Genomic DNA, 20174 nt, shown 5'->3' with positions numbered 1-20174 from the left:
CGGGAACGTTCCCATTTCATTCAAAATGCCGAGTGGCTAAGCTTTGATCATTACTCAGTCAACACCTCTGCAGGTATCCCATAATGAGCAAAGTAAAACAGCAGGATATTGATCGCCTGATTGTTTTGGTCGGCGGCCGCGAGAACATCGCCACCGTCAGCCATTGCATTACCCGGCTGCGTTTCGTCCTCAACGATCCCAATAAGGCGAAACCGAAAGAGATCGAAGAGCTGCCTATGGTCAAAGGGTGCTTCACCAACGCCGGGCAGTTCCAGGTGGTGATCGGCACCGACGTCGGCGACTACTATCAGGCGCTGATCGCCAGCACCGGCGTCAACGAGGCCGACAAGGAGCAGGCCAAGGTGGCCGCGCGCCAGAACATGACCTGGACCGAGCGCACCATCTCCCACTTCGCCGAGATCTTCTTCCCGCTGCTGCCGGCGCTGATCAGCGGCGGTCTGATCCTCGGCTTCCGCAACGTGATCGGCGACATCCCGATGTCCGGCGGCCAAACGCTGGCGCAGATGCACCCGGCGTGGAAAACCGTTTACGACTTCCTGTGGCTGCTCGGTGAAGCGATCTTCATGTTCCTGCCGGTGGCCATCTGCTGGTCGACGGTGAAAAAGATGGGCGGCACCCCGGTGCTCGGCATCGTGCTGGGCGTCACCCTGGTGTCGCCACAGCTGATGAACTCCTACCTGCTCGGCCAGCAAACGCCGGAAGTGTGGAACTTCGGCTGGTTCGTGATCCAGAAAGTGGGCTATCAGGCGCAGGTGATCCCGTCGATCCTGGCGGGCATGGCGCTGGGCTGGATCGAAACCCGGCTGAAAAAGATCGTTCCCGACTATCTCTATCTGGTGGTGGTGCCGGTGGTCTCGCTGCTGCTGGCGGTGTTCCTGGCGCACGCGCTGATCGGGCCGTTCGGCCGCATGATCGGCGACGGCGTCGCCTGGGCGGTGAAATCGGTGATGACCGGCAGCTTCGCGCCGGTGGGCGCCGCGCTGTTCGGCTTCCTGTACGCGCCGCTGGTGATCACCGGCGTGCACCAGACCACGCTGGCTATCGACATGCAGATGATCCAGAGCATGGGCGGCACCCCGGTGTGGCCGCTGATTGCGCTGTCCAACATCGCGCAGGCCTCGGCGGTGCTCGGCATCATCATCATCAGCCGCAAGGCCAACGAGCGTGAAATCTCGGTGCCGGCGGCGATCTCCGCCTACCTCGGCGTGACCGAACCGGCGATGTACGGCATCAACCTCAAATACCGCTTCCCAATGCTGTGCGCGATGATCGGCTCCGCCTTCGCCGGCCTTATCTGCGGGCTGGACGGCGTGATGGCCAACGGCATCGGCGTCGGCGGCCTGCCGGGCATCCTGTCTATCAAGCCGCAGTTCTGGCTGATTTACTCGCTGGCGATTCTGGTGGCGATCGTCATCCCGCTGGTGCTGACCATCATGGTCTACAAACGCAAGGCCGCCCGCGGCGAGCTGCCGGTTTAATTGACGCAAGATGAATGTAGGGGCCTGCTTGCGCAGGCCCGTGGTCACGATTCAAAGGTATTGATCTATGAGCAACCCAACCCCCTGGTGGCAGAACGGCGTCATCTACCAAATTTATCCGAAGAGTTTTCAGGACAGCACCGGCAACGGCTACGGCGATTTGGCCGGGGTAACCCGGCGGCTGGACTATCTGCAGGAACTGGGCGTGGACGCGATCTGGCTGACGCCGGTCTACGTATCGCCGCAGGTGGACAACGGCTATGACGTGGCGGACTACTGCGCCATCGATCCGGCTTACGGCACGATGGCGGACTTCGAGCAGTTGGTCGCCGCCGCCCACCAGCGCGGCATCCGCATCGTGATGGACATGGTGTTCAACCACACCTCGACCGAGCACCCGTGGTTCAAGGCCGCGCAGGATCGCCACAGCCCGTATCGTCAGTTCTACGTCTGGCGCGACGGCGAGGGTGAAACGCCGCCGAACAACTGGCGCTCCAAGTTCGGCGGCAACGCCTGGCAGTGGCACGCCGACAGCGGCCAGTACTACCTGCACCTGTTCGCCGCCGAGCAGGCGGATCTCAACTGGGAGCACCCGCCGGTGCGCGAAGAGCTGAAGAAAGTGTGTCAGTTCTGGGCGGACAAAGGCGTCGACGGGCTGCGTCTCGACGTGATCAACCTGGTGTCCAAACAGCAGGACTTCCCGTCCGACAGCCAGGGCGACGGCCGCCGCTTCTACACCGACGGCCCGCGCATCCACGAGTTCCTGCAGGAGATGAGCCGCGACGTGTTTCAGCCGCGCGGCCTGATGACGGTGGGCGAGATGTCCTCCACCACGCTTGAGCATTGCCAGCGCTACGCGGCGCAGAGCGGCGAAGAGCTGTCGATGACCTTCAACTTCCATCACCTGAAGGTGGACTACGCCGGCGGCGAAAAATGGACGCGGGCGGCGCCGGATTACGTGGAACTGAAGCAGATCTTCCGCCACTGGCAGCAAGGGATGCATAACCGCGCCTGGAACGCGCTGTTCTGGTGCAACCACGATCAGCCGCGCATCGTGTCGCGCTTCGGCGATGAAGGCGCACTGCGGGTGCCCGCCGCCAAAATGCTGGCGATGGTGCTGCACGGCATGCAGGGCACGCCTTATATCTATCAGGGCGAAGAACTCGGCATGACCAACCCCGGCTTCTGCGCCATCGAGCAGTATCGCGACGTGGAAAGCCTGAACATGTACGCCGAACTGCGCGCCCAGGGCCGCAGCGACGCCGAGCTGCTGGCGATCCTGGCCGACAAATCGCGCGACAACGGCCGCACGCCGATGCAGTGGAGCGCCGCGCCGCACGCCGGTTTCACCACCGGCACGCCGTGGATCGGCTGCGCCGAGAGCTACCCGCAGATCAACGCCGACGCGGCGCTGGCCGATCTCGACTCGGTGTTTTACGCCTATCGCCAGCTGATCACCCTGCGCAAGCAGTATCCGCTGCTGACCCACGGCGACTATCAGGATCTGGCGCCGGAACACCCGGCGCTGTGGTGCTATCAGCGCAGCTGGAACGGCCAGCGCCTGCTGGTGGCGGCCAACCTGAGCCGCGAACCGCTGGCCTGGGCGGCGGAAGGCGTGGAAGCCTCCGCGCAATGGCGCCCGCTGATGAGCAACTACGCCGATTCGGCGGACCAGCCGCAGGCGCTGACGCTGCGGCCGTTCGAAGCGGTGTGGTGGCTGCTCGAAGACTGACCCCGCAGGGCGCGGCGAACGCTGCGCCCTACCATTTCCCCAGCAGCGCCGCCACGCCGGCGGCCTCTTGCGCCAACTGCTCATCGCTCATGTCGCTCACGCCCTGCACCAGATGCGGCGGCAGATAATCCATGCCGGTCAGGTTGGCCATGGCGTGGAACGGCAGCAGCAGATCCTGCACCGGATAACGGTTATACCCTTGCGCCGTATAAGCCTGCGCGTTACCGCCGGTGCTCACCACCAGCTGCAGCGGCTTGCCGTGCAGTTGGGTGCCTTCGCTGCCGTAGGCAAAACCGTAGGTTAATACCGCATCCTGCCATTCGCTGAGGATCGCCGGCGAGCTGTACCAGTAAAACGGGAACAGCATCACTACCGCATCATGGCTCTGCAGCAGCGCCTGTTCGCGCGCCACGTCGATGCGGTAATCCGGATACGCGCGGATCAGTTCGTGAACGGTCACGTTGGGCAGCGGGCGTACGGCCTCGATCAGCGCCTTATTAATGCGCGACTCGTCGGGGGTGCGGTGGGCGGTTAACACTAAAATGCGCGACATACATGATTCCTCGGTCATAAGAAGATGAGGCATTTTTCCATTTCCGCCGCGGCGGGTGTAGGCTGTTAGAGGTCACTTCAATTTCAACTGAAAGTATCAACCACTATGTCGCTGCCCTTTGACGTACACCGCCTGTTGCCGGCCTTCCTCGCCGCCGCGCAGGCGCAAAATTTCTCCGCCGCCGCTCGCCAGCTGGGCGTGACGCCGGCGGCGGTCAGCAAAAACATCCGCGCGCTGGAAGAGAAGCTGGCGCTGCGGCTGTTTCAGCGCAACACCCACAACGTGCTGCTGACCGACGAGGGCAAAGCGCTGCTGGCGCAGGTAGCGCCGCTGTGGCAGGCATTGGCGGCGACGCTGGAAAGCGCCGGCGGCGAACGGCAGGCGCCTGCCGGGGTGGTGCGCGTCACGATGATCCCCGGCTTCGGCCGCCGGATGCTGATGCCGTTGATCCCGCAATTTTTGGCGCGCTATCCGCAGATCGATCTCGATCTGTCGCTGGACGCCCGGGTGGTGAATCTGGTGGGCGAAGGTTTCGACGTCGGCATCGGCAGCCGGGTCGATCCCGACAGCCGGCTGGTGGCCCGCCCGCTCTACCCGATGCACATGGTGCTGGCGGCGTCGCCCGACTATCTGGCGCGGCGCGGTGAACCGCAAACGCCGCACGATCTGCTGCGGCACGACTGCCTGCTGCACCGCAACCCGGCCAACGGCCGCCACGTCAAATGGCAGCTGCGCCATCAGGGCGAAACGCTGGCGCTGGATCTGAACGGCCGGCTGGTGGTCAGCCGCCCGGAGATGTTGCTGGATGCGGCGCTGGCCGGGCTGGGCATCGTTAACCTGGCGCGCTGGTACGTCGAGAAACACTTCGAGCAGGGCACGCTACGGCCGGTGCTGGCGGAATGCTGGCCGCGCCCGGTGCAGCTGTGGCTCTATTACGCTTCGGCGGATCTGCCGCCGCGGGTGCGCGTCTGGGTGGATTTTCTGCTGGAACATTTTCGCGATCGGCCGGCGGGCGATTGACGACTGTTCAGCTTGCGCACGCTCTTCCGTTTTCCTTGTTCTACATCAAAAGAATCGCGCCGATATCTATATATAGTGCATTAAGAATTGCGAACACCTATATATAGTAGTTATCCACAAAATCATCCACACGCCGCCACAGCCCTTGCGCGCTGCGGCTTTGCCCTGTGGATAAGCGAAATTTGACGGTTGCTCGCCACGCCAGGCGGGTATGAACGCTCCCTCGGGGAACAAGGAGTACAACGTGAAACCAGTAGTGATTAAGCGGGACGGTTGCCAGGTACCTTTTGACGAAGCGCGCATTGCGCAGGCCATCGAGCGCGCCGCGCTGGCGGTGGGCGTGGTCGACGCCGACTACTGCGCCACCGTCGCCCGCGTGGTCGCTCAGCGCATGGAGCAGCAGCCGCGCGTCGATATCCACGAGATCCAGCAGGCGGTGGAAAACCAGCTGATGGCCGGCGAGTACAAACAGCTGGCGCGCGCCTATATCGAATACCGCCACGATCGCGACGTGGCGCGCGAGCTGCGCGGCCGCCTGAATCAGGAAATTCGCGGCCTGGTCGAGCAAAGCAACCGCGCGCTGCTGAACGAAAACGCCAACAAGGACAGCAAGGTGATCCCCACCCAGCGCGACCTGCTGGCGGGCATCGTCGCCAAACACTACGCCAAGCAGCACATCCTGCCGCGCGACGTGGTGCTGGCCCATGAACGCGGCGAAATTCACTACCACGATCTCGACTACTCGCCGTTCTTCCCGATGTTCAACTGCATGCTGATCGATCTGAAAGGCATGCTGACCAACGGCTTCAAGATGGGCAACGCCGAGATTGAGCCGCCGAAGTCGATCTCCACCGCCACCGCCGTGACCGCGCAGATCATCGCCCAGGTCGCCAGCCATATCTATGGCGGCACCACCATCAACCGCATCGATGAAATTCTGGCGCCGTTCGTCGACGAGAGCTTCCGCAAACACCTGCAGGTGGCGGAAGAATGGCAGATCCCGGATGCCAAAGGCTATGCCATGGCGCGCACCGAGAAAGAGTGTTACGACGCCTTCCAGTCGCTGGAGTACGAGGTCAACACCCTGCACACCGCCAACGGCCAGACGCCGTTCGTCACCTTCGGCTTCGGCCTCGGCACCAGCTGGGAGTCGCGCCTGATCCAGCTCTCGATATTGAAAAACCGCATCGCCGGGCTGGGCAAAAACCGCAAGACCGCCGTGTTCCCCAAACTGGTGTTCGCCATCCGCGACGGCCTCAACCACCAGTACGGCGATCCGAACTACGACATTAAGCAGCTGGCGCTGGAGTGCGCCAGCAAGCGCATGTACCCGGACATCCTCAACTACGATCAGGTGGTGAAAGTCACCGGCTCGTTCAAAACGCCGATGGGCTGCCGCAGCTTCCTCGGCACCTACGAGCAGGACGGCGAGCTGGTGCACGACGGCCGCAACAACATCGGCGTCATCAGCCTCAACCTGCCGCGCATCGCGCTGGAGGCGATGGGCGATGAGTCGCGCTTCTGGGCGCTGCTGGAACAGCGCCTGCAGCTGGCGAAAAAGGCCCTGATGACGCGCATCGCCCGGCTGGAAGGCATCAAGGCGCGGGTGGCGCCAATCTTGTACATGGAAGGCGCCTGCGGCGTGCGGCTCAAGGCCGACGATAACATTGCGGATATCTTCAAGAATGGCCGCGCCTCGATTTCGCTGGGCTACATCGGCCTGCACGAGACCATCAACGCGCTGTTCGGCGGCAAAAACCACGTGTATGACGACGAGGCGCTGCGCGCCAAAGCGGTGGCGATCGTCGCGCGGCTGCGCGCCGCCGTCGACGCCTGGAAAGACGAGACCGGCTACGGCTTCAGCCTCTACAGCACGCCGAGCGAAAACCTGTGCGATCGCTTCTGCCGGCTGGACACCGGCGATTTCGGCGTGGTGCCGGGCGTCACCGACAAGGGCTATTACACCAACAGCTTCCACCTCGACGTGGAGAAGAAGGTCAATCCGTACGACAAGCTGGACTTCGAAGCACCCTACCCGCCGTTGGCCAGCGGCGGCTTCATCTGCTACGGCGAATACCCGAACCTGCAGCACAACCTGAAGGCGCTGGAAGACGTGTGGGACTACAGCTACACCCGGGTGCCTTACTACGGCACCAACACGCCGATCGACGAGTGCTACGAATGCGGCTTCACCGGTGAATTTTCCTGCACCAGCAAAGGCTTCACCTGCCCGAAATGCGGCAACCACGACTCGGCCAAGGTCTCGGTCACCCGCCGGGTGTGCGGCTATCTCGGCAGCCCCGATGCCCGGCCGTTCAACGCCGGCAAGCAGGAAGAAGTGAAACGCCGGGTGAAGCACCTCGGCAACGGGCAGCTCGGCTGAGAAACGCCGTGCAACCTAGGCAAAAGCCTGTTCATCAGGCGTGATTGTCGCAGCCGGTTTGCCTTCGGCCAGCGCGCACCAACCGCAGCGTACACGCAGTACGTGAGGATTGGGAGCCCTGCCGGAGGCAAAATGGCCAGTAAAATAGCCTGATGGGCAGGCCTCACATGAATTATCACCAGTATTACCCGATCGACGTCGTCAACGGCCCCGGCACCCGCTGCACGCTGTTTGTCGCCGGCTGCGTGCACCAGTGCCCCGGCTGCTACAACAAAAGCACCTGGCGGCTCAACTCCGGCCAGCCGTTTACCCCGGCGCTGGAAGACCGCATCATCACCGATCTGAACGATACGCGCGTGCCGCGCCAGGGGCTGTCGCTCTCCGGCGGCGATCCGCTGCACCCGGCCAACGTGCCGAGCATCTTGCAACTGGTGAAACGGGTGCGCGCCGAATCCCCCGGCAAGGATATCTGGCTGTGGACCGGCTACCGACTGGCGGAACTGGACGCACAGCAAATGCAGATAGTGGACAGAATCAACGTGCTGATCGACGGCAAGTTCGTGCAGGATTTGAAAGACCCGGCGCTGATCTGGCGCGGCAGCAGCAACCAGGTGGTGCATAGGTTGCGTTGAGCTGATAGCTCGTGTCTCGACGTGCGTTAATACAAAGTCGGCATGATACGGCTACGGCACAGAGCTAAATCTGATAGGCGGCTTTGTGCCAGAAGCGGACGTTGCTGCTACTGAAGAAAGTTAACACTTTGATGTAGTTATATGGCCATTAAATTCATTTAAGACTTACGGATTTAATTATTAACAGAACTGCACACTTCTATCTTTTTTTATTTTTAGTTTATGAAATACCAAAGTATAACTTGATGAAAATATATAAACACCACTATTATAAAATATCAATTCAGTATGAAGCGCTGGGATATTAACATAGTCGTAGACACTCCTTCGGTATACGGTATATATATAGTTTTGTTGTTTATTTTGTGAGCATTCATTATATTATCTCTAGAGCGAAAGAAAACCTCAGGGTGATACTTGTTGATATATACACCAGATTGTTCTATTTTTTCGAACGCATAATCACAATAAACGCTAACGCTCTTTAGACGAGTTGAAATATCGTCAATGGGTCTAGTGTCACCTTTTAATATTTTAGCTCTGTAATTCGAGTCGACACCGACAATTAGAAAGTCACATAATTCCTTACAAGCTAGCAAATAGTTTTTGTGACCTTGATGAAAAAGATCAAAAATTCCAGATGTATATCCAATTATCATATGCTACCTAAACGTTTTTATTGCTGATTTTTTTAAGAATAAACAATCTAATTCGCGATAAACACCTAAATAAATATTCATACTTAAAGTAGATGGGGCATTCATTAACTCGCAATCTAATACTGACTTTATTGATTCTAACTGATCATTAATTAAATAGGTAGGGTCTTGCTGAGCACTCCCTATACCAAAAATAGGAATAAAAATACTTTCGAAAGAGTTATTGATGCATTTCCCTATTGAATAGGAAATTATTTTCCTTATAGCGGAACTATCGCAACTTATTGTATTGTCATTATTTTTTTTGATTGCGACCGCGTGAATAACACACTTCACCCCATGATTCTGTAATTTAAAAGGTTGCGAAGGAATGCATGTCCCTAGATTAAAATCGTTATACTTATTATGCTTACTTTTAAAAATATAAATATTTTCATACAGTGGGTCAGATATAACATTTCCAACATCATCCTTAGATGACGCCATATTTCTTACCCTGCCAGATATTGATGTGCTTGAAAAACTCGCTAATTCTAAATCACTATTCTCAGATGTCACAATTACTTGAATATTACTTATGTCTTCTATAGAACCAAAGAATGAGAATATATTTACATTCTTATAATTTATGATTTTATCTAAACTCAACTCATTAACTATCTTGTTTTTTGGAGATGTGGGGGTTTTCATGAAAATAAAAAACAAAAATATTAAAATTACAAGTTCTATTAATGCCAGTATGAGTGTTATTGAAGCGCCTTTCCCTTTTAGAGACACTAACAAGGCACTAATATAATCAGGCAATAACGGCATAATCTTGCCAATAAAATCTGGGAATGGAACGTAATCTATAAAAAAATACAGAACTGTAAATAAAAAAATGGTGGCTACATACTGAATGCAACGGCTAGATAAATTCTTATCTTGGGTTATTTTTTTCTTATAGTATAAAAAAGAATAATAAATATATTTAGGCTTAATTTTATATAGTATAATACACAGCACAATGATTGATGTAGCAGAGACAATACAATAGGTGAGCATAAGTTGTTAACTTTAAAGGAATTTATTTGTTATCATGGTACCACGCCGAGTGCTATGCTGTCTATAATAAATGATGGGTTTAAATTGAGTCAATCAAATGAGGATTGGTTAGGACACGGTGTATATTTTTTTACAGATGGTATATCAGACCCTCTTAAAAACGCAATTGAATGGTCTAAAAACAGACACGGTGGCACCTGCGTAATAAAATCTAAGATTAAAGTAGATGATTCAGAAATTTTAGACTTGAGAACTAACAATGGATTGAATATATATAACTTACACAGAGATAGCATCATTGACAATTACTATAATGAATTAGCCAAGAGACGTGACATCAATATAAAAAAAAGAAAAGATGCAAGAGTAGATGATTGTATAATTATGGGCCTTTTGCAGCAAAGTTTAAAGCATAAAGTAATTATCCATAATGTTTATATAAAGAATCAACACCAAAGAAAACTTGCACTGGAATCAAGCTATCCAAATAGTACTGTTTTATGTGTAAATGAACCTTCCTGTATAGAGATTATTGATTTTTTAAATATTTAATTTGAAGATTGACACATTCTACTTCTGTATAAATAATTCTGACTGAATAGAGTACCAAATTTTCTAGTATGCCAATTTAGTAGATTATGAATCTGTTACTAGTCAATCTGTCCGCTTTTCGCTCATAAGGGACAACCATACTCAAATCTCCCACATTGCAGGAGATTTGAGTATGAACAAGTCACCGTGAAACAAAGACCGTATCATAGGCCAAAAAAGACCACTTCAGATATCTCATATCTGGGGTATCCGAATCCGACTTGAACTGGAAGGTAAAACGCGCGATTTAGCTCTGTTCAATATGGCCCTGGACAGTAAACTTCGGGGCTGTCATCTGGTTAAGCTAAAAGTTTCTGATGTTGCATATGGTAGCTCTGTTTCAAGCAGAGCAACGGTGTTGCAACAGAAAACCGGTAGCCCTGTGCAATTTGAGATAACCAAAGGGACAAGAGAAGCTGTTGCTGCATTGATAAAGCTTAGCAATTTGTACAGTAAAGACTTCTTGTTTCGGTCTCGGGTCGGAACTAACCAGCACATTTCAACCCGGCAATACAACCGAATCTTTCATGGGTGGGTAGATAAGCTTGGTCACGAGGATTCGCTTTACAGCACACATTCCATGAGAAGAACAAAACCTTACCTGATCTACAAGAAAACCAAGAATCTCCGGGTGATCCAACTTCTGTTGGGTCATAAGAAACTGGAAAGCACAGTCCGTTATCTGGGCATTGAAGTCGATGATGCGTTAGAGATCTCTGAATCGATTGAAGTCTAAGGTTGCCAGGGCTGCAACAGCAGTCCTGTGCCAGAAGTGGGAGCCAGGCATATTTTCTAAAAAATTACAATATATTATTTAAAAAATCCTTTTGCATATCAACTCCTGATGCAACTTATATTTTTTGTAATAGTTTGATATGGTTATTGCATGTGCCTAATCTAAACATCCCTGGTAGCCAAAGTGATTTTAAATGACATACTTAAAATATCTGAATCAATTACATCTCCGTTCCACTACATATTCAAGAGGAAACTCTCTCATTATTTATATCAAAAAAATATTATTGGGATTCTAACCAGTGTTAATGATAAAAAGCTACGAGAACGTTATAGACCGCTCGATTTGATTGATACCAGAGAGTTTAGAGGGATAATAAATTCACTTTTCCAACCTGGTGACTATCACTTTTCTACAATGGATATCGCTGTTGCAATTAATATTGCAATAGCGCATTATTGCGACAATGAATTTAACAAACATAGCCATGAAATTATTGATTTCTCATATCACTTATCACGTGAAATAAAAGAGTCAATAATTAAGAGCAAAGTAATGCGAGATGGTCTAATTGATTATGGGAAAAACATTAGTCTAATTGATGTAAATTCAGAGCGGACAGCAATTGAAGATCTATTCAAAAACAAGAAGGATTTATTTAAGCATTACTTCTCAACATTTAACAACACTAACTTTAATCATAGCATTAGAATCTGGCATCAAAGTAATGATAATTCTTGGGTCGGTTGGGCCGAAAAAAACTCTATAAGCATAAACATTAACCCATACAAAATTCGTGAGGGTTTCTTTTTAGTCGGTTTCGATTATTTTGATATTACAAACAATGAAAGTTTGCATGTTGCCAGCAACAAAGATGGATATGAATACTTTAATAAACACTTGAAAAATAGTTCATATGTATGGATGCGGTAGGAAAGATAAAAAGTAAATGCAAAAAAATGGGCAAATGATCATTAGCAAGAATGAAATTCCGCCATTATGTTGTCAGTCTATGGGGAGGGCAAAAGTACAAACGTCTGCTCCTCGCTCATGGCAGACCTTTGCCTCAGTTAGCTTGTGCGCTCTGTGCCAGCGGGATTCTTGACTGTACGCTATCTAAGTGACAGTTACTTCAGTCTGTTAGGTTTCCTACAAATTCTAAGTATTTACGCTGATTAAATTCTTTTGAATACATCTTGATATCTTCTCTTTTTTTCCCAAATATGGTGTTGCATGAGGCATTTGCCATCTTAGAATTAAGCATATGTACGGCATCATCATTTAGCAGATTACTTGAAAAATAGCTTTCACCACTAGTAAGTATTAAAAGCGCCTTACGGCCGGATAGGGGATAGTAATAATCAACAGATTCACCTTCACTTCCTTCTGGATTTATGTTTATTAGTGGTTGATCAGATGTTAGGAAATCAATGCTCGATTCATTTTCAAGGAGCATTAACTTTCGTTCAGTATTCAATGACATGTCGTACGAAAGGTTAGTTGCCATGAATGAACACATAAACCACCAATTTCTCTCATAAAAATCTTTAAGGCGCTCACGGACATTAATTTGCCCAGGAGTTTTATCCAGTGCCAGAATTAATAGTTTCTTCATCTTTAAGGTTCTAGAGAACTGGTAACCTAAGAAATAGCAGAAGTCATAGTAAGTTTTTTTATCCTCTAAACAAAGTAGATTACCTTTTTTTAATTCACTTAATATTTCTATAGCTCTCGATTCTTGTTTAGATAAATAATTTTCAAAAAGATTGCTTCGCATTATTTCTTCTGGGTTTAACCCTGACTTTTCTTTAACGCTTGGTGATAATAGTGAAATGATTCTCTGGGTTTTAAATATCATATCCACAAAATCCCAATGAATCCCCCTTAATGTTTCATTTGATTTATTTATTATAAGAGAAATTAACTCTTTGTCGCTTTCTTTGAGTTCCCCCATCTTGTAGAAGTTTCTCTCAAAACCGAGACCTCTAACACTGTCGCAAGCGATATTAGATTTCTTTGTAATGTACCAAATGTTGGTTCCATCGATTGTCCAATCTCGAAGGTAATGAGCCCATACATAGTGATGTTTAGTTTTTTTCTCAAAAATTTTCATTGTATTCCCTTCGATGACAAGGCAGTAGGCACTTTTAAAGCAATCTTACACTTGGTGTCGACGGTCAACTAGGTATTCATAATGATTTTGATAGCCGTTTTTTGTGTTCCCATGGGTGTACGCATATGCATTTTGGAAAAAATATTTTAATAACAATGGATTGGCTAGCCTATAGGCTTTCATATTAAGCTAAACAAAATTCTTCTAGTACTGGCGATCCATGACTGAAATGACATGGCCGCAGGCTACCGCACAGGTATGGGAGCATGACGGCGGGAATGTATTGGATAGCTAAATTTGACCACTTTAACAGATATGTTAATTTCCGATTGTCGCTCATCGCGGACGCGACAGCCAGTCAATCAGTTCGCGTCGTGCAATGAGCGGACAGACTTTGGTGCTAACTGCATTGTAGTTGTGCGATTTCACCATTGATGGCTTCTATAACCTGTTTATAGCTCAGCATAACTTCTTCATGAATCACCATTAACCCGCGGCCGTACTCTGTAGCTAGGATTGTGTATCTTTTCAGGTGTGCGAGATGCTCTCTATTGCCAGTAATGTCACTGGCAACCAGTGTGGAGTCGAGCCTTTCGATAAGTGCATTATTACCGCGATAGGAATCAATCAGGCTTCTTGCATTTGTATAAAACGCCACAATTTTTGAGAGTGTTTCTCTATGAACTTCAGCTAGGGATGCCGAGTTCGCTTCATAGAACGTGAAGTAGTTTTGGGTAATTGGAAAAATGTTATCGAACGGTGAGTTCCGGTCGTATTTTTCTATTTCTTCTGCCATCCTGGCTAGATACAATTTAATCAGTGAGTCTATTTCCTCTCTGATACCCAATAGCGTTGTTATACGTTTCTCTCTGGCCGCCCTTGCCTGCTGTTTTGCCTGTTGTTTCACCTGAACTGTCACTCCTTTCATCGTGAACCAACCACCTAAAAGAGCCGCCAAAAATGCGGTGATGAGACCTGAGTATTCGTGCCAGAAGGCTAGCATGGCTGCAATTCCATTAGGTTAAATTATATCTATTTAACCACAACATGATACGCTGATACCTTCCAAATGTTGTCGTGAACTCATCTGTTTTTGCCACGCTCGTTATCTAGGTCTTGGTCCAATCCCCGCTCAAAGCCGACTGTCAGACAACACTCTGTTCTATCCACAGAACCTGCCAGCCCAGCTCTGAACGAGTACTGCTCAACATCCTCGCCGATAGCACCCCGGATTCTCGTTTTGAATACAGCCATTCGTTTTTCTACCTCCGAATGGCTTAGATAAACCGCGGTGCCGTTTCTTAAGCGTTCAAGGGCGGCATCCACCCTTTCACGCAACGCTTGCTCCAGCAACATCGCCTCTACGTCCATTTCAGGTTTATTCCGCGGTTCCATTTCCATCTCCTCCATTGAGACAGCATCAGGTCATGAATTAGTTACACCAACCCCATCCCCACCACGCCGGTCAGCATGCCGCACAGCGCCACCAGCGCCGCCGTCAGGCACAGCGCGCGGGCGGAGAAGGCCTTGTTGAGCATCAGCAGCGAAGGCAGGCTGACCGCCGGCAAGGTCATCAGCAGCGCCAGCGCCGGGCCGGCGCCCATGCCCGCCAGCATCATGGTCTGTACGATCGGAATTTCCGCCGCGGTGGGGATAACAAACAGGCAGCCGACGATCGCCAGAGCAACGATCCACAGCAGGCTATTGTCGACGGCGCCGTCGGCGTGCGGGAACAGCCAGACCCGCGCCGCGCCCAACGCCAGCACCGCCAGCACGTAGATCGGGATGGTCGACCAAAACAGCGCCCACAGCGCTTTGCCCCAGCGGGCAAGGAACGGCCGCTCATCGCTCTGCGCCGTCAGCACCAAAGGCTGCGGCGCGGCGGGCTGCGGATCGTTGGCGGTCACGCGCTGCACCAGCCAGGCGATGCCCAGCACCATCACCACGCCCGCCAGCAGGCGGATGGCGGCAAACGGCCAACCGAGCACAAACCCCATGAACACCAGCGTCGCCGGGTTCAATACCGGGTTGGCGAGCCAAAAGGCCAGCGCGGCGCCGCTGGACACCGACTGGCGGCGCATGCCGGCGGCGACCGGCGCGGCGCAGCAGGTGCACATCATGCCCGGCAGCGCGATCATCGCCCCCAGCACGGTGCCGGAAAAACGCCGGTGGCCGAGCGTGCGCGCCAGCCAGTCGCGCGGGATCAGCACCTGCACCAGCGAACCTAACAGCACCCCGAGCAGCGCCGCCTTCCACACCGCGGTGAAGTAGACCAGCGCGTACTGCCAGGCCGCCAGCCAGGGGCTCGCAGCGCCGTCGGCCAGGATCGATTTGCCGATCGAGTGGCTATCCGCCGCCACGAACGCCTTGCCGTAGTAAGGCTGCCATTTGACGTAGTAGAGGCCGACGGCCACCACCAGCAGAAACAGGATCGGTTTCCACAGCGGCCAGGCGCGTGGGGCGTGTTCAGGGGCGTTCAGAGGTTGCGGCATGGTAGCGGCCAGAGTCAGTCAACAGTGGCGCCAGCATAGCGCGCCGCCGTCGCCCGTGCACGCCCGGGCTGTCCTAAATAGTTCATCTGTTCGCCACCGACGCGTAACGCGATTGTCATCTGCGCCCGGCACCATGATGCCAACGTGAAAACCACAGGGTAGACGCACGATGAAATGCACCGCTTCCACCTTCATCGCACAGCCATCGGTATGACGAGGTTTTTATTATGATGGAGTTATCTAGACATCCGACCACTTACCCCACGCGCTATCAGCAGATCGCCGCACAGCTGGAACAGGAGCTGCGCACGCAATACCGCTGCGGCGACTACCTGCCTTCGGAACAGCAGCTGGCCGAGCGTTATCAGGTCAATCGCCACACCCTGCGCCGCGCGGTGGATCAGCTGGTGGAGCGCGGCTGGCTGCAGCGCCGCCACGGCGTCGGCATTCTGGTGCTGATGCGGCCTTATGACTACCCGCTGCACGCCAACACCCGCTTCAGCCAGAACCTGTTCGAGCAGGGCAGCCACCCCACCAGTGAGCGCTTACTCGCTGTCTTGCGCCCGTGCAATGGGCATGTCGCCAGCGCACTCTCGCGTGAAGAAGGCGAAATGGTGATCCACCTGCGCACCCTGCGCCGGGTCAACGACGTGCCGATGAGCGTCATCGACCACTATCTGCCCGATCTGGACTGGTGGCCGGCGCTGCAGCAGTTCCACAGCGGTTCGCTGCACCAGTTTATCGAACAGCACCTCCAGCAGCCGTTGACCCGCCGCCAGACGCGCATCAGCGCGCGCCGCGCGCAGGCCAAAGAGAGCCGGCTGCTGGAGATCGCCACCCACGCGCCGCTGCTGTGCGTGCGCACCCTTAACGTCCGCAGCGGCGGCGAAGACGTGGCGGAATACTCCGTCAGCCTGGCCCGCGCCGACATGATTGAACTGACGATGGAGCACTGAATGCAAGCCTTAGAGTCGAGACAACGCTGGATGTCGGTGCTGGCGCACAGCCGGCCCGAGCAGCTGCGCAGCCACTGGCAGGCGCTGAACCTCAGCCCGGGTTACCGCAGCATCCGCGCGCCGGAGATCGGTCTGGCCCAGCTGCAGGGGCGCATGGGCGCCACCGGCCGCCGCTTCGTATTGGGGGACATGACGGTCACCCGCGCGGTGGTGCAGCTGGACAACGGCGGCTACGGCTACAGCTATATCGCCGGGCGCGACAAGGCGCACGCCGAGCTGTGCGCGCTGGCCGATGCGCTGCTGCAACAGCCGGAACACGGCGAACGCCTGCAACAACAGCTGATCGCGCCGCTGGCCGCGCTGCAGCACGAACAGCGCCAGCTGCGCGCCCGGGCGATCGCCGCCAGCCGGGTGGACTTCTTTACGCTGGTGCGAGGGGATTAAGCCATGAGTTTATTGACCGGTTTTGAACAACCGATAGACCAATCGCAGCACGCTTTTCGTTTGATTCTTAAAGCCTTGAGCGAACCGGGCCACCGGGTGACGCTGCCGGCCGGCCCGGCCTGGGCGCCGCTGAACGCCGCCAGCACCGCCGCGCTGCTGACGCTGGCCGATCAGGAAACGCCGCTGCAGCTGTGTGCGGTGCTTAAAAGTGAGCAAGTGCTAACAAACATTCGTTTTCACAGTGGCGCGCCGCTGGCCACCACGGCGCAGGAGGTCTGTTTTGCCCTGTTCGATGAACAACTGCAGGCCGCCGATCTGCAGGCCTTACCGCACGGCACGGAAATCTCGCCGGAATGCGGCGCCACGGTGGTGGTGCAGCTTGCTGAGCTGGAGAACGGCGCCGCGCTGCGCCTGACCGGCCCCGGCATCGAGAGCCAACGCCTGATTGCGCCGCGCCTGCCGCCGGCGCTGCTCGATTACTTGGTCAACCGTCCGCAGCGCTTCCCGCTGGGGCTGGATATTTTGCTGACCTGCGGCGATCGCCTGCTGGCGATCCCGCGGACCACCCGCGTGGAGGTGTGCTGATGTACGTAGCGGTAAAAGGGGGCGAAAAAGCCATTGAGGCCGCCCATCAGCTGCAGGAACAGCTGCGGCGCGGCGACGAGGCGCTGCCGGCGATCGGCGCGGAACACATCGAACAGCAGCTGGGGCTGGCGGTGGATCGGGTGATGACCGAAGGCGGCATCTACGATCGCGAGCTGGCGGCGCTGGCCATCAAACAGGCCAGCGGCGATTTGGTGGAGGCGATCTTCCTGCTGCGCGCCTACCGCACCACCCTGCCGCGCCTGGCGGTCAGCGAGCCGCTGGCCAGCGAAAACATGCGGCTGGAGCGGCGCATCTCGGCGGTTTACAAGGACTTGCCCGGCGGGCAGGTGCTGGGGCCAACCTACGACTACACCCACCGGCTGCTGGACTTCGCGCTGCTGGCGGAGGGCGAAGCGCCACGTGCGCCGCAGGCCGACGAACCGCTGCCGGACAACTGCAGCCACGTGTTCGATCTGTTGTGCCGCCAGCAGCTGGCGCGGGAGGAACAGGACGACGGCAGCGCGCCGGACGACATCACCCGCAATCCGCCGGTTTACCCCTGCTCGCGCTCGGCGCGCCTGCAGCAGCTGGTGCGCGGCGACGAAGGTTTTCTGCTGGCGCTCGGCTACGCCACCCAGCGCGGCTACGGCCGCAACCACCCGTTCGCCGGCGAGATCCGCACCGGCCACGTTTCGGTGGAGATCGTGCCTGAAGAGCTCGGTTTCGCCATCGATATCGGCGAAATCCTGCTGACCGAGTGCGAAATGGTCAACGGCTTCGTCGATCCCAAGGACCATCCGCCGCACTTCACCCGCGGTTACGGGCTGGTGTTCGGCCGCGCCGAACGCAAGGCGATGGCGATGGCGTTGGTGGATCGCGCATTGCAGAGCCCCGACTACGGCGAAGGCGTCGCCGGCCCGGCGCAGGACGAAGAGTTCGTGCTGGCCCACGCCGACAACGTCGAGGCCGCCGGCTTCGTCTCCCATCTCAAGCTGCCGCACTACGTCGACTTCCAGGCTGAACTGGAACTGCTCAAGCGGCTGCGGCAGGAATACAGCGAGCGTCAGGAGGCCCGCGATGAGTGAAGTATTGACCGGCTATAACCTCGGTTATCTGGACGAGCAGACCAAGCGCATGATCCGCCGCGCCATCCTGAAGGCGGTGGCGATCCCCGGCTATCAGGTGCCGTTCGGCGGCCGCGAGATGCCGATGCCCTACGGCTGGGGCACCGGCGGCATTCAGCTCACCGCCAGCGTCATCGGCCGCGCCGACGTGTTGAAGGTGATCGACCAGGGCGCCGACGACACCACCAACGCGGTGTCGATCCGCCGCTTCTTCCAGCGCGTCGCCGGGGTGGAAACCACCGAACGCACGCCGGAGGCCACGCTGATCCAGACCCGTCACCGCATTCCGGAAACCGCGCTGCGCGAAGACCAGATCCTGATCTATCAGGTGCCGATCCCGGAGCCGCTGCGCTTTATCGAACCGCGCGAAACCGAGACCCGCAAGATGCACGCGCTGGAGGAGTACGGCGTGATGCAGGTGAAGCTGTATGAAGACATCGCGCGCTACGGCCATATCGCCACCACCTACGCCTACCCGGTGAAGGTCAACGATCGCTACGTGATGGATCCGTCGCCGATCCCAAAATTCGACAACCCGAAAATGCACATGATGCCGGCGCTGCAGCTGTTCGGCGCCGGGCGCGAGAAACGCATCTACGCCCTGCCGCCGTTCACCAAGGTGGAGAGCCTGGACTTCGACGACCATCCGTTCAGCGTGCAGCAGTGGGACGAACCCTGCGCGCTGTGCGGCTCGCGCCACAGCTATCTGGACGAGGTGGTGCTCGACGATCGGGGCAACCGCATGTTCGTCTGTTCGGACACCGACTACTGCCGGCAGCAGCTGGCGCAATCTTCGCAAGAGGCGCAGCACTGATGACTTCCACCCCTTTGAGCACCACCCCGCTGCTGTCGGTGAACCGGCTCACCCACCTGTACGCCCCCGGCAAGGGCTTCAGCGACGTGTCGTTCGATATCTACCCCGGTGAAGTGCTGGGCATCGTCGGCGAATCCGGCTCCGGCAAAACCACGCTGCTGAAGTCGATCTCGGCGCGGCTGGCGCCGCAGCACGGGCAGATCCTTTACCGCCCACAGGCGGGCAAGGAACACGATCTGTATGCCATGGCGGAGAGCGATCGCCGCCGCCTGCTGCGCACCGACTGGGGCGTGGTGCACCAGCACCCGCTCGACGGGCTGCGGCCGCAGGTCTCCGCCGGCGGCAACATCGGCGAGCGGCTGATGGCCATCGGCCAGCGCCACTATGGCGACATTCGCCGCCAGGCCGGCCAGTGGCTGGAAGACGTCGAAATCCCGCTGTCGCGCCTCGACGATCTGCCGACCACCTTCTCCGGCGGCATGCAGCAGCGGCTGCAGATCGCCCGCAATCTGGTGACCCACCCCAAGCTGGTGTTTATGGATGAGCCGACCGGCGGGCTGGACGTGTCGGTGCAGGCGCGCCTGCTCGATCTGCTGCGCAACCTGGTGGTGGAGATGCAGCTGGCGGCGGTGATCGTCACCCACGATCTCGGCGTGGCGCGGCTGCTGGCCCACCGTCTGCTGGTGATGAAACAGGGCGAAGTGGTGGAGAGCGGCCTGACCGATCGGGTGCTGGACGATCCACACCATCCTTACACCCAGCTGCTGGTTTCTTCGGTGCTGTCGTAACCCAAGGCG

Annotated in this window: 21 protein-coding genes; 14 read left to right on the top strand and 7 right to left on the bottom strand. The window is 55.3% G+C overall.

Annotation, left to right across the window (positions count from 1 at the left end; translation table 11 throughout):
- Positions 1–83: 83 nt before the first annotated feature.
- Positions 84–1499, top strand: coding sequence for a PTS trehalose transporter subunit IIBC (gene treB, locus ACJ8J1_RS19635; RefSeq protein ID WP_033641687.1), 1416 nt, complete (start codon positions 84–86; stop codon positions 1497–1499).
- A gap of 67 nt (positions 1500–1566) precedes the next feature.
- Positions 1567–3231 (top strand): alpha,alpha-phosphotrehalase, encoded by a 1665-nt coding sequence (gene treC / locus ACJ8J1_RS19630; RefSeq protein WP_033641686.1) that lies wholly within the window; start codon positions 1567–1569, stop codon positions 3229–3231.
- Between the two features lie 28 nt (positions 3232–3259).
- Here the strand turns inward: treC and ACJ8J1_RS19625 are convergent, their stop codons facing one another.
- Positions 3260–3784, bottom strand: a complete 525-nt coding sequence (locus ACJ8J1_RS19625) for an NAD(P)H-dependent oxidoreductase (RefSeq protein ID WP_033641685.1) — start codon at positions 3782–3784, stop codon at positions 3260–3262.
- 105 nt (positions 3785–3889) lie between these two features.
- Here ACJ8J1_RS19625 and ACJ8J1_RS19620 point away from each other — a divergent pair, with 105 nt between their 5' ends.
- The 3 genes from ACJ8J1_RS19620 to nrdG all read left to right on the top strand — a co-directional run bounded on the left by ACJ8J1_RS19620 (position 3890) and on the right by nrdG (position 7819).
- Entirely contained in the window at positions 3890–4804 is a 915-nt protein-coding gene (locus ACJ8J1_RS19620) for a LysR family transcriptional regulator (protein WP_033641684.1), read from the top strand.
- 244 nt (positions 4805–5048) lie between these two features.
- Complete coding sequence (gene nrdD, locus ACJ8J1_RS19615) at positions 5049–7187, top strand: anaerobic ribonucleoside-triphosphate reductase (RefSeq protein ID WP_442520420.1); 2139 nt, start codon at positions 5049–5051, stop codon at positions 7185–7187.
- 167 nt (positions 7188–7354) lie between these two features.
- Complete coding sequence (gene nrdG, locus ACJ8J1_RS19610) at positions 7355–7819, top strand: anaerobic ribonucleoside-triphosphate reductase-activating protein (protein WP_033641682.1); 465 nt, start codon at positions 7355–7357, stop codon at positions 7817–7819.
- A 278-nt stretch (positions 7820–8097) separates the two neighbouring features.
- Here the strand turns inward: nrdG and ACJ8J1_RS19605 are convergent, their stop codons facing one another.
- Both ACJ8J1_RS19605 and ACJ8J1_RS19600 read right to left on the bottom strand, forming a co-directional pair.
- Entirely contained in the window at positions 8098–8478 is a 381-nt protein-coding gene (locus ACJ8J1_RS19605; protein ID WP_071845102.1) for an adenylyltransferase/cytidyltransferase family protein, read from the bottom strand.
- A 3-nt stretch (positions 8479–8481) separates the two neighbouring features.
- Entirely contained in the window at positions 8482–9522 is a 1041-nt protein-coding gene (locus ACJ8J1_RS19600) for a hypothetical protein (protein WP_146049829.1), read from the bottom strand.
- A 3-nt stretch (positions 9523–9525) separates the two neighbouring features.
- Here ACJ8J1_RS19600 and ACJ8J1_RS19595 point away from each other — a divergent pair, with 3 nt between their 5' ends.
- The 3 genes from ACJ8J1_RS19595 to ACJ8J1_RS19585 all read left to right on the top strand — a co-directional run bounded on the left by ACJ8J1_RS19595 (position 9526) and on the right by ACJ8J1_RS19585 (position 11782).
- Positions 9526–10074: a hypothetical protein gene (locus ACJ8J1_RS19595; protein ID WP_146049828.1), complete on the top strand. Its 549-nt coding sequence runs from the start codon at positions 9526–9528 to the stop codon at positions 10072–10074.
- 202 nt (positions 10075–10276) lie between these two features.
- Complete coding sequence (locus ACJ8J1_RS19590; protein WP_146049827.1) at positions 10277–10849, top strand: tyrosine-type recombinase/integrase; 573 nt, start codon at positions 10277–10279, stop codon at positions 10847–10849.
- A gap of 183 nt (positions 10850–11032) precedes the next feature.
- The gene (locus tag ACJ8J1_RS19585) at positions 11033–11782 is read left to right on the top strand and encodes a hypothetical protein (RefSeq protein WP_071845103.1); all 750 of its coding nucleotides are present in this window, start codon (positions 11033–11035) and stop codon (positions 11780–11782) included.
- Between the two features lie 199 nt (positions 11783–11981).
- On the opposite strand, the gene ACJ8J1_RS19580 is transcribed toward ACJ8J1_RS19585, so the two are convergent.
- The 4 genes from ACJ8J1_RS19580 to ACJ8J1_RS19565 all read right to left on the bottom strand — a co-directional run bounded on the left by ACJ8J1_RS19580 (position 11982) and on the right by ACJ8J1_RS19565 (position 15454).
- Complete coding sequence (locus tag ACJ8J1_RS19580; protein ID WP_060660022.1) at positions 11982–12962, bottom strand: DUF4238 domain-containing protein; 981 nt, start codon at positions 12960–12962, stop codon at positions 11982–11984.
- Positions 12963–13362: 400 nt separating this feature from the next.
- Positions 13363–13965 carry a hypothetical protein gene (locus ACJ8J1_RS19575; protein ID WP_033641681.1) on the bottom strand — a complete coding sequence of 201 codons (603 nt, stop codon included), beginning with the start codon at positions 13963–13965 and terminating at the stop codon, positions 13363–13365.
- Positions 13966–14045: 80 nt separating this feature from the next.
- Positions 14046–14363: a hypothetical protein gene (locus ACJ8J1_RS19570; protein ID WP_103682035.1), complete on the bottom strand. Its 318-nt coding sequence runs from the start codon at positions 14361–14363 to the stop codon at positions 14046–14048.
- 35 nt (positions 14364–14398) lie between these two features.
- Entirely contained in the window at positions 14399–15454 is a 1056-nt protein-coding gene (locus ACJ8J1_RS19565; RefSeq protein ID WP_033641679.1) for a permease, read from the bottom strand.
- Between the two features lie 227 nt (positions 15455–15681).
- Between ACJ8J1_RS19565 and phnF the strand changes: the two genes are divergently transcribed.
- From phnF to phnK, 6 genes are read left to right on the top strand one after another with little or no spacing between them, the layout of a single operon-like run.
- The gene (gene phnF / locus ACJ8J1_RS19560; protein WP_033641678.1) at positions 15682–16410 is read left to right on the top strand and encodes a phosphonate metabolism transcriptional regulator PhnF; all 729 of its coding nucleotides are present in this window, start codon (positions 15682–15684) and stop codon (positions 16408–16410) included.
- Positions 16411–16854 (top strand): phosphonate C-P lyase system protein PhnG, encoded by a 444-nt coding sequence (phnG, locus tag ACJ8J1_RS19555; RefSeq protein WP_019453314.1) that lies wholly within the window; start codon positions 16411–16413, stop codon positions 16852–16854.
- 3 nt (positions 16855–16857) lie between these two features.
- Entirely contained in the window at positions 16858–17439 is a 582-nt protein-coding gene (gene phnH, locus ACJ8J1_RS19550; protein ID WP_033641676.1) for a phosphonate C-P lyase system protein PhnH, read from the top strand.
- Entirely contained in the window at positions 17439–18524 is a 1086-nt protein-coding gene (locus tag ACJ8J1_RS19545) for a carbon-phosphorus lyase complex subunit PhnI (protein WP_033641675.1), read from the top strand. Before phnH ends, ACJ8J1_RS19545 begins: the two co-directional genes overlap by 1 nt.
- Complete coding sequence (locus ACJ8J1_RS19540) at positions 18517–19377, top strand: alpha-D-ribose 1-methylphosphonate 5-phosphate C-P-lyase PhnJ (protein ID WP_004933420.1); 861 nt, start codon at positions 18517–18519, stop codon at positions 19375–19377. Before ACJ8J1_RS19545 ends, ACJ8J1_RS19540 begins: the two co-directional genes overlap by 8 nt.
- Positions 19377–20165 (top strand): phosphonate C-P lyase system protein PhnK, encoded by a 789-nt coding sequence (phnK, locus tag ACJ8J1_RS19535; protein ID WP_033641674.1) that lies wholly within the window; start codon positions 19377–19379, stop codon positions 20163–20165. Before ACJ8J1_RS19540 ends, phnK begins: the two co-directional genes overlap by 1 nt.
- Positions 20166–20174 lie beyond the last annotated feature (9 nt).

Origin of the sequence: Serratia sp. CY37869 (assembly GCF_052168895.1) — a bacterium.
GTDB classification, from domain to species: domain Bacteria; phylum Pseudomonadota; class Gammaproteobacteria; order Enterobacterales; family Enterobacteriaceae; genus Serratia; species Serratia ureilytica.
The sequence above is the reverse complement of the archived record's forward strand: the minus strand, read 5'-3'. Positions and strand labels throughout refer to the sequence as shown.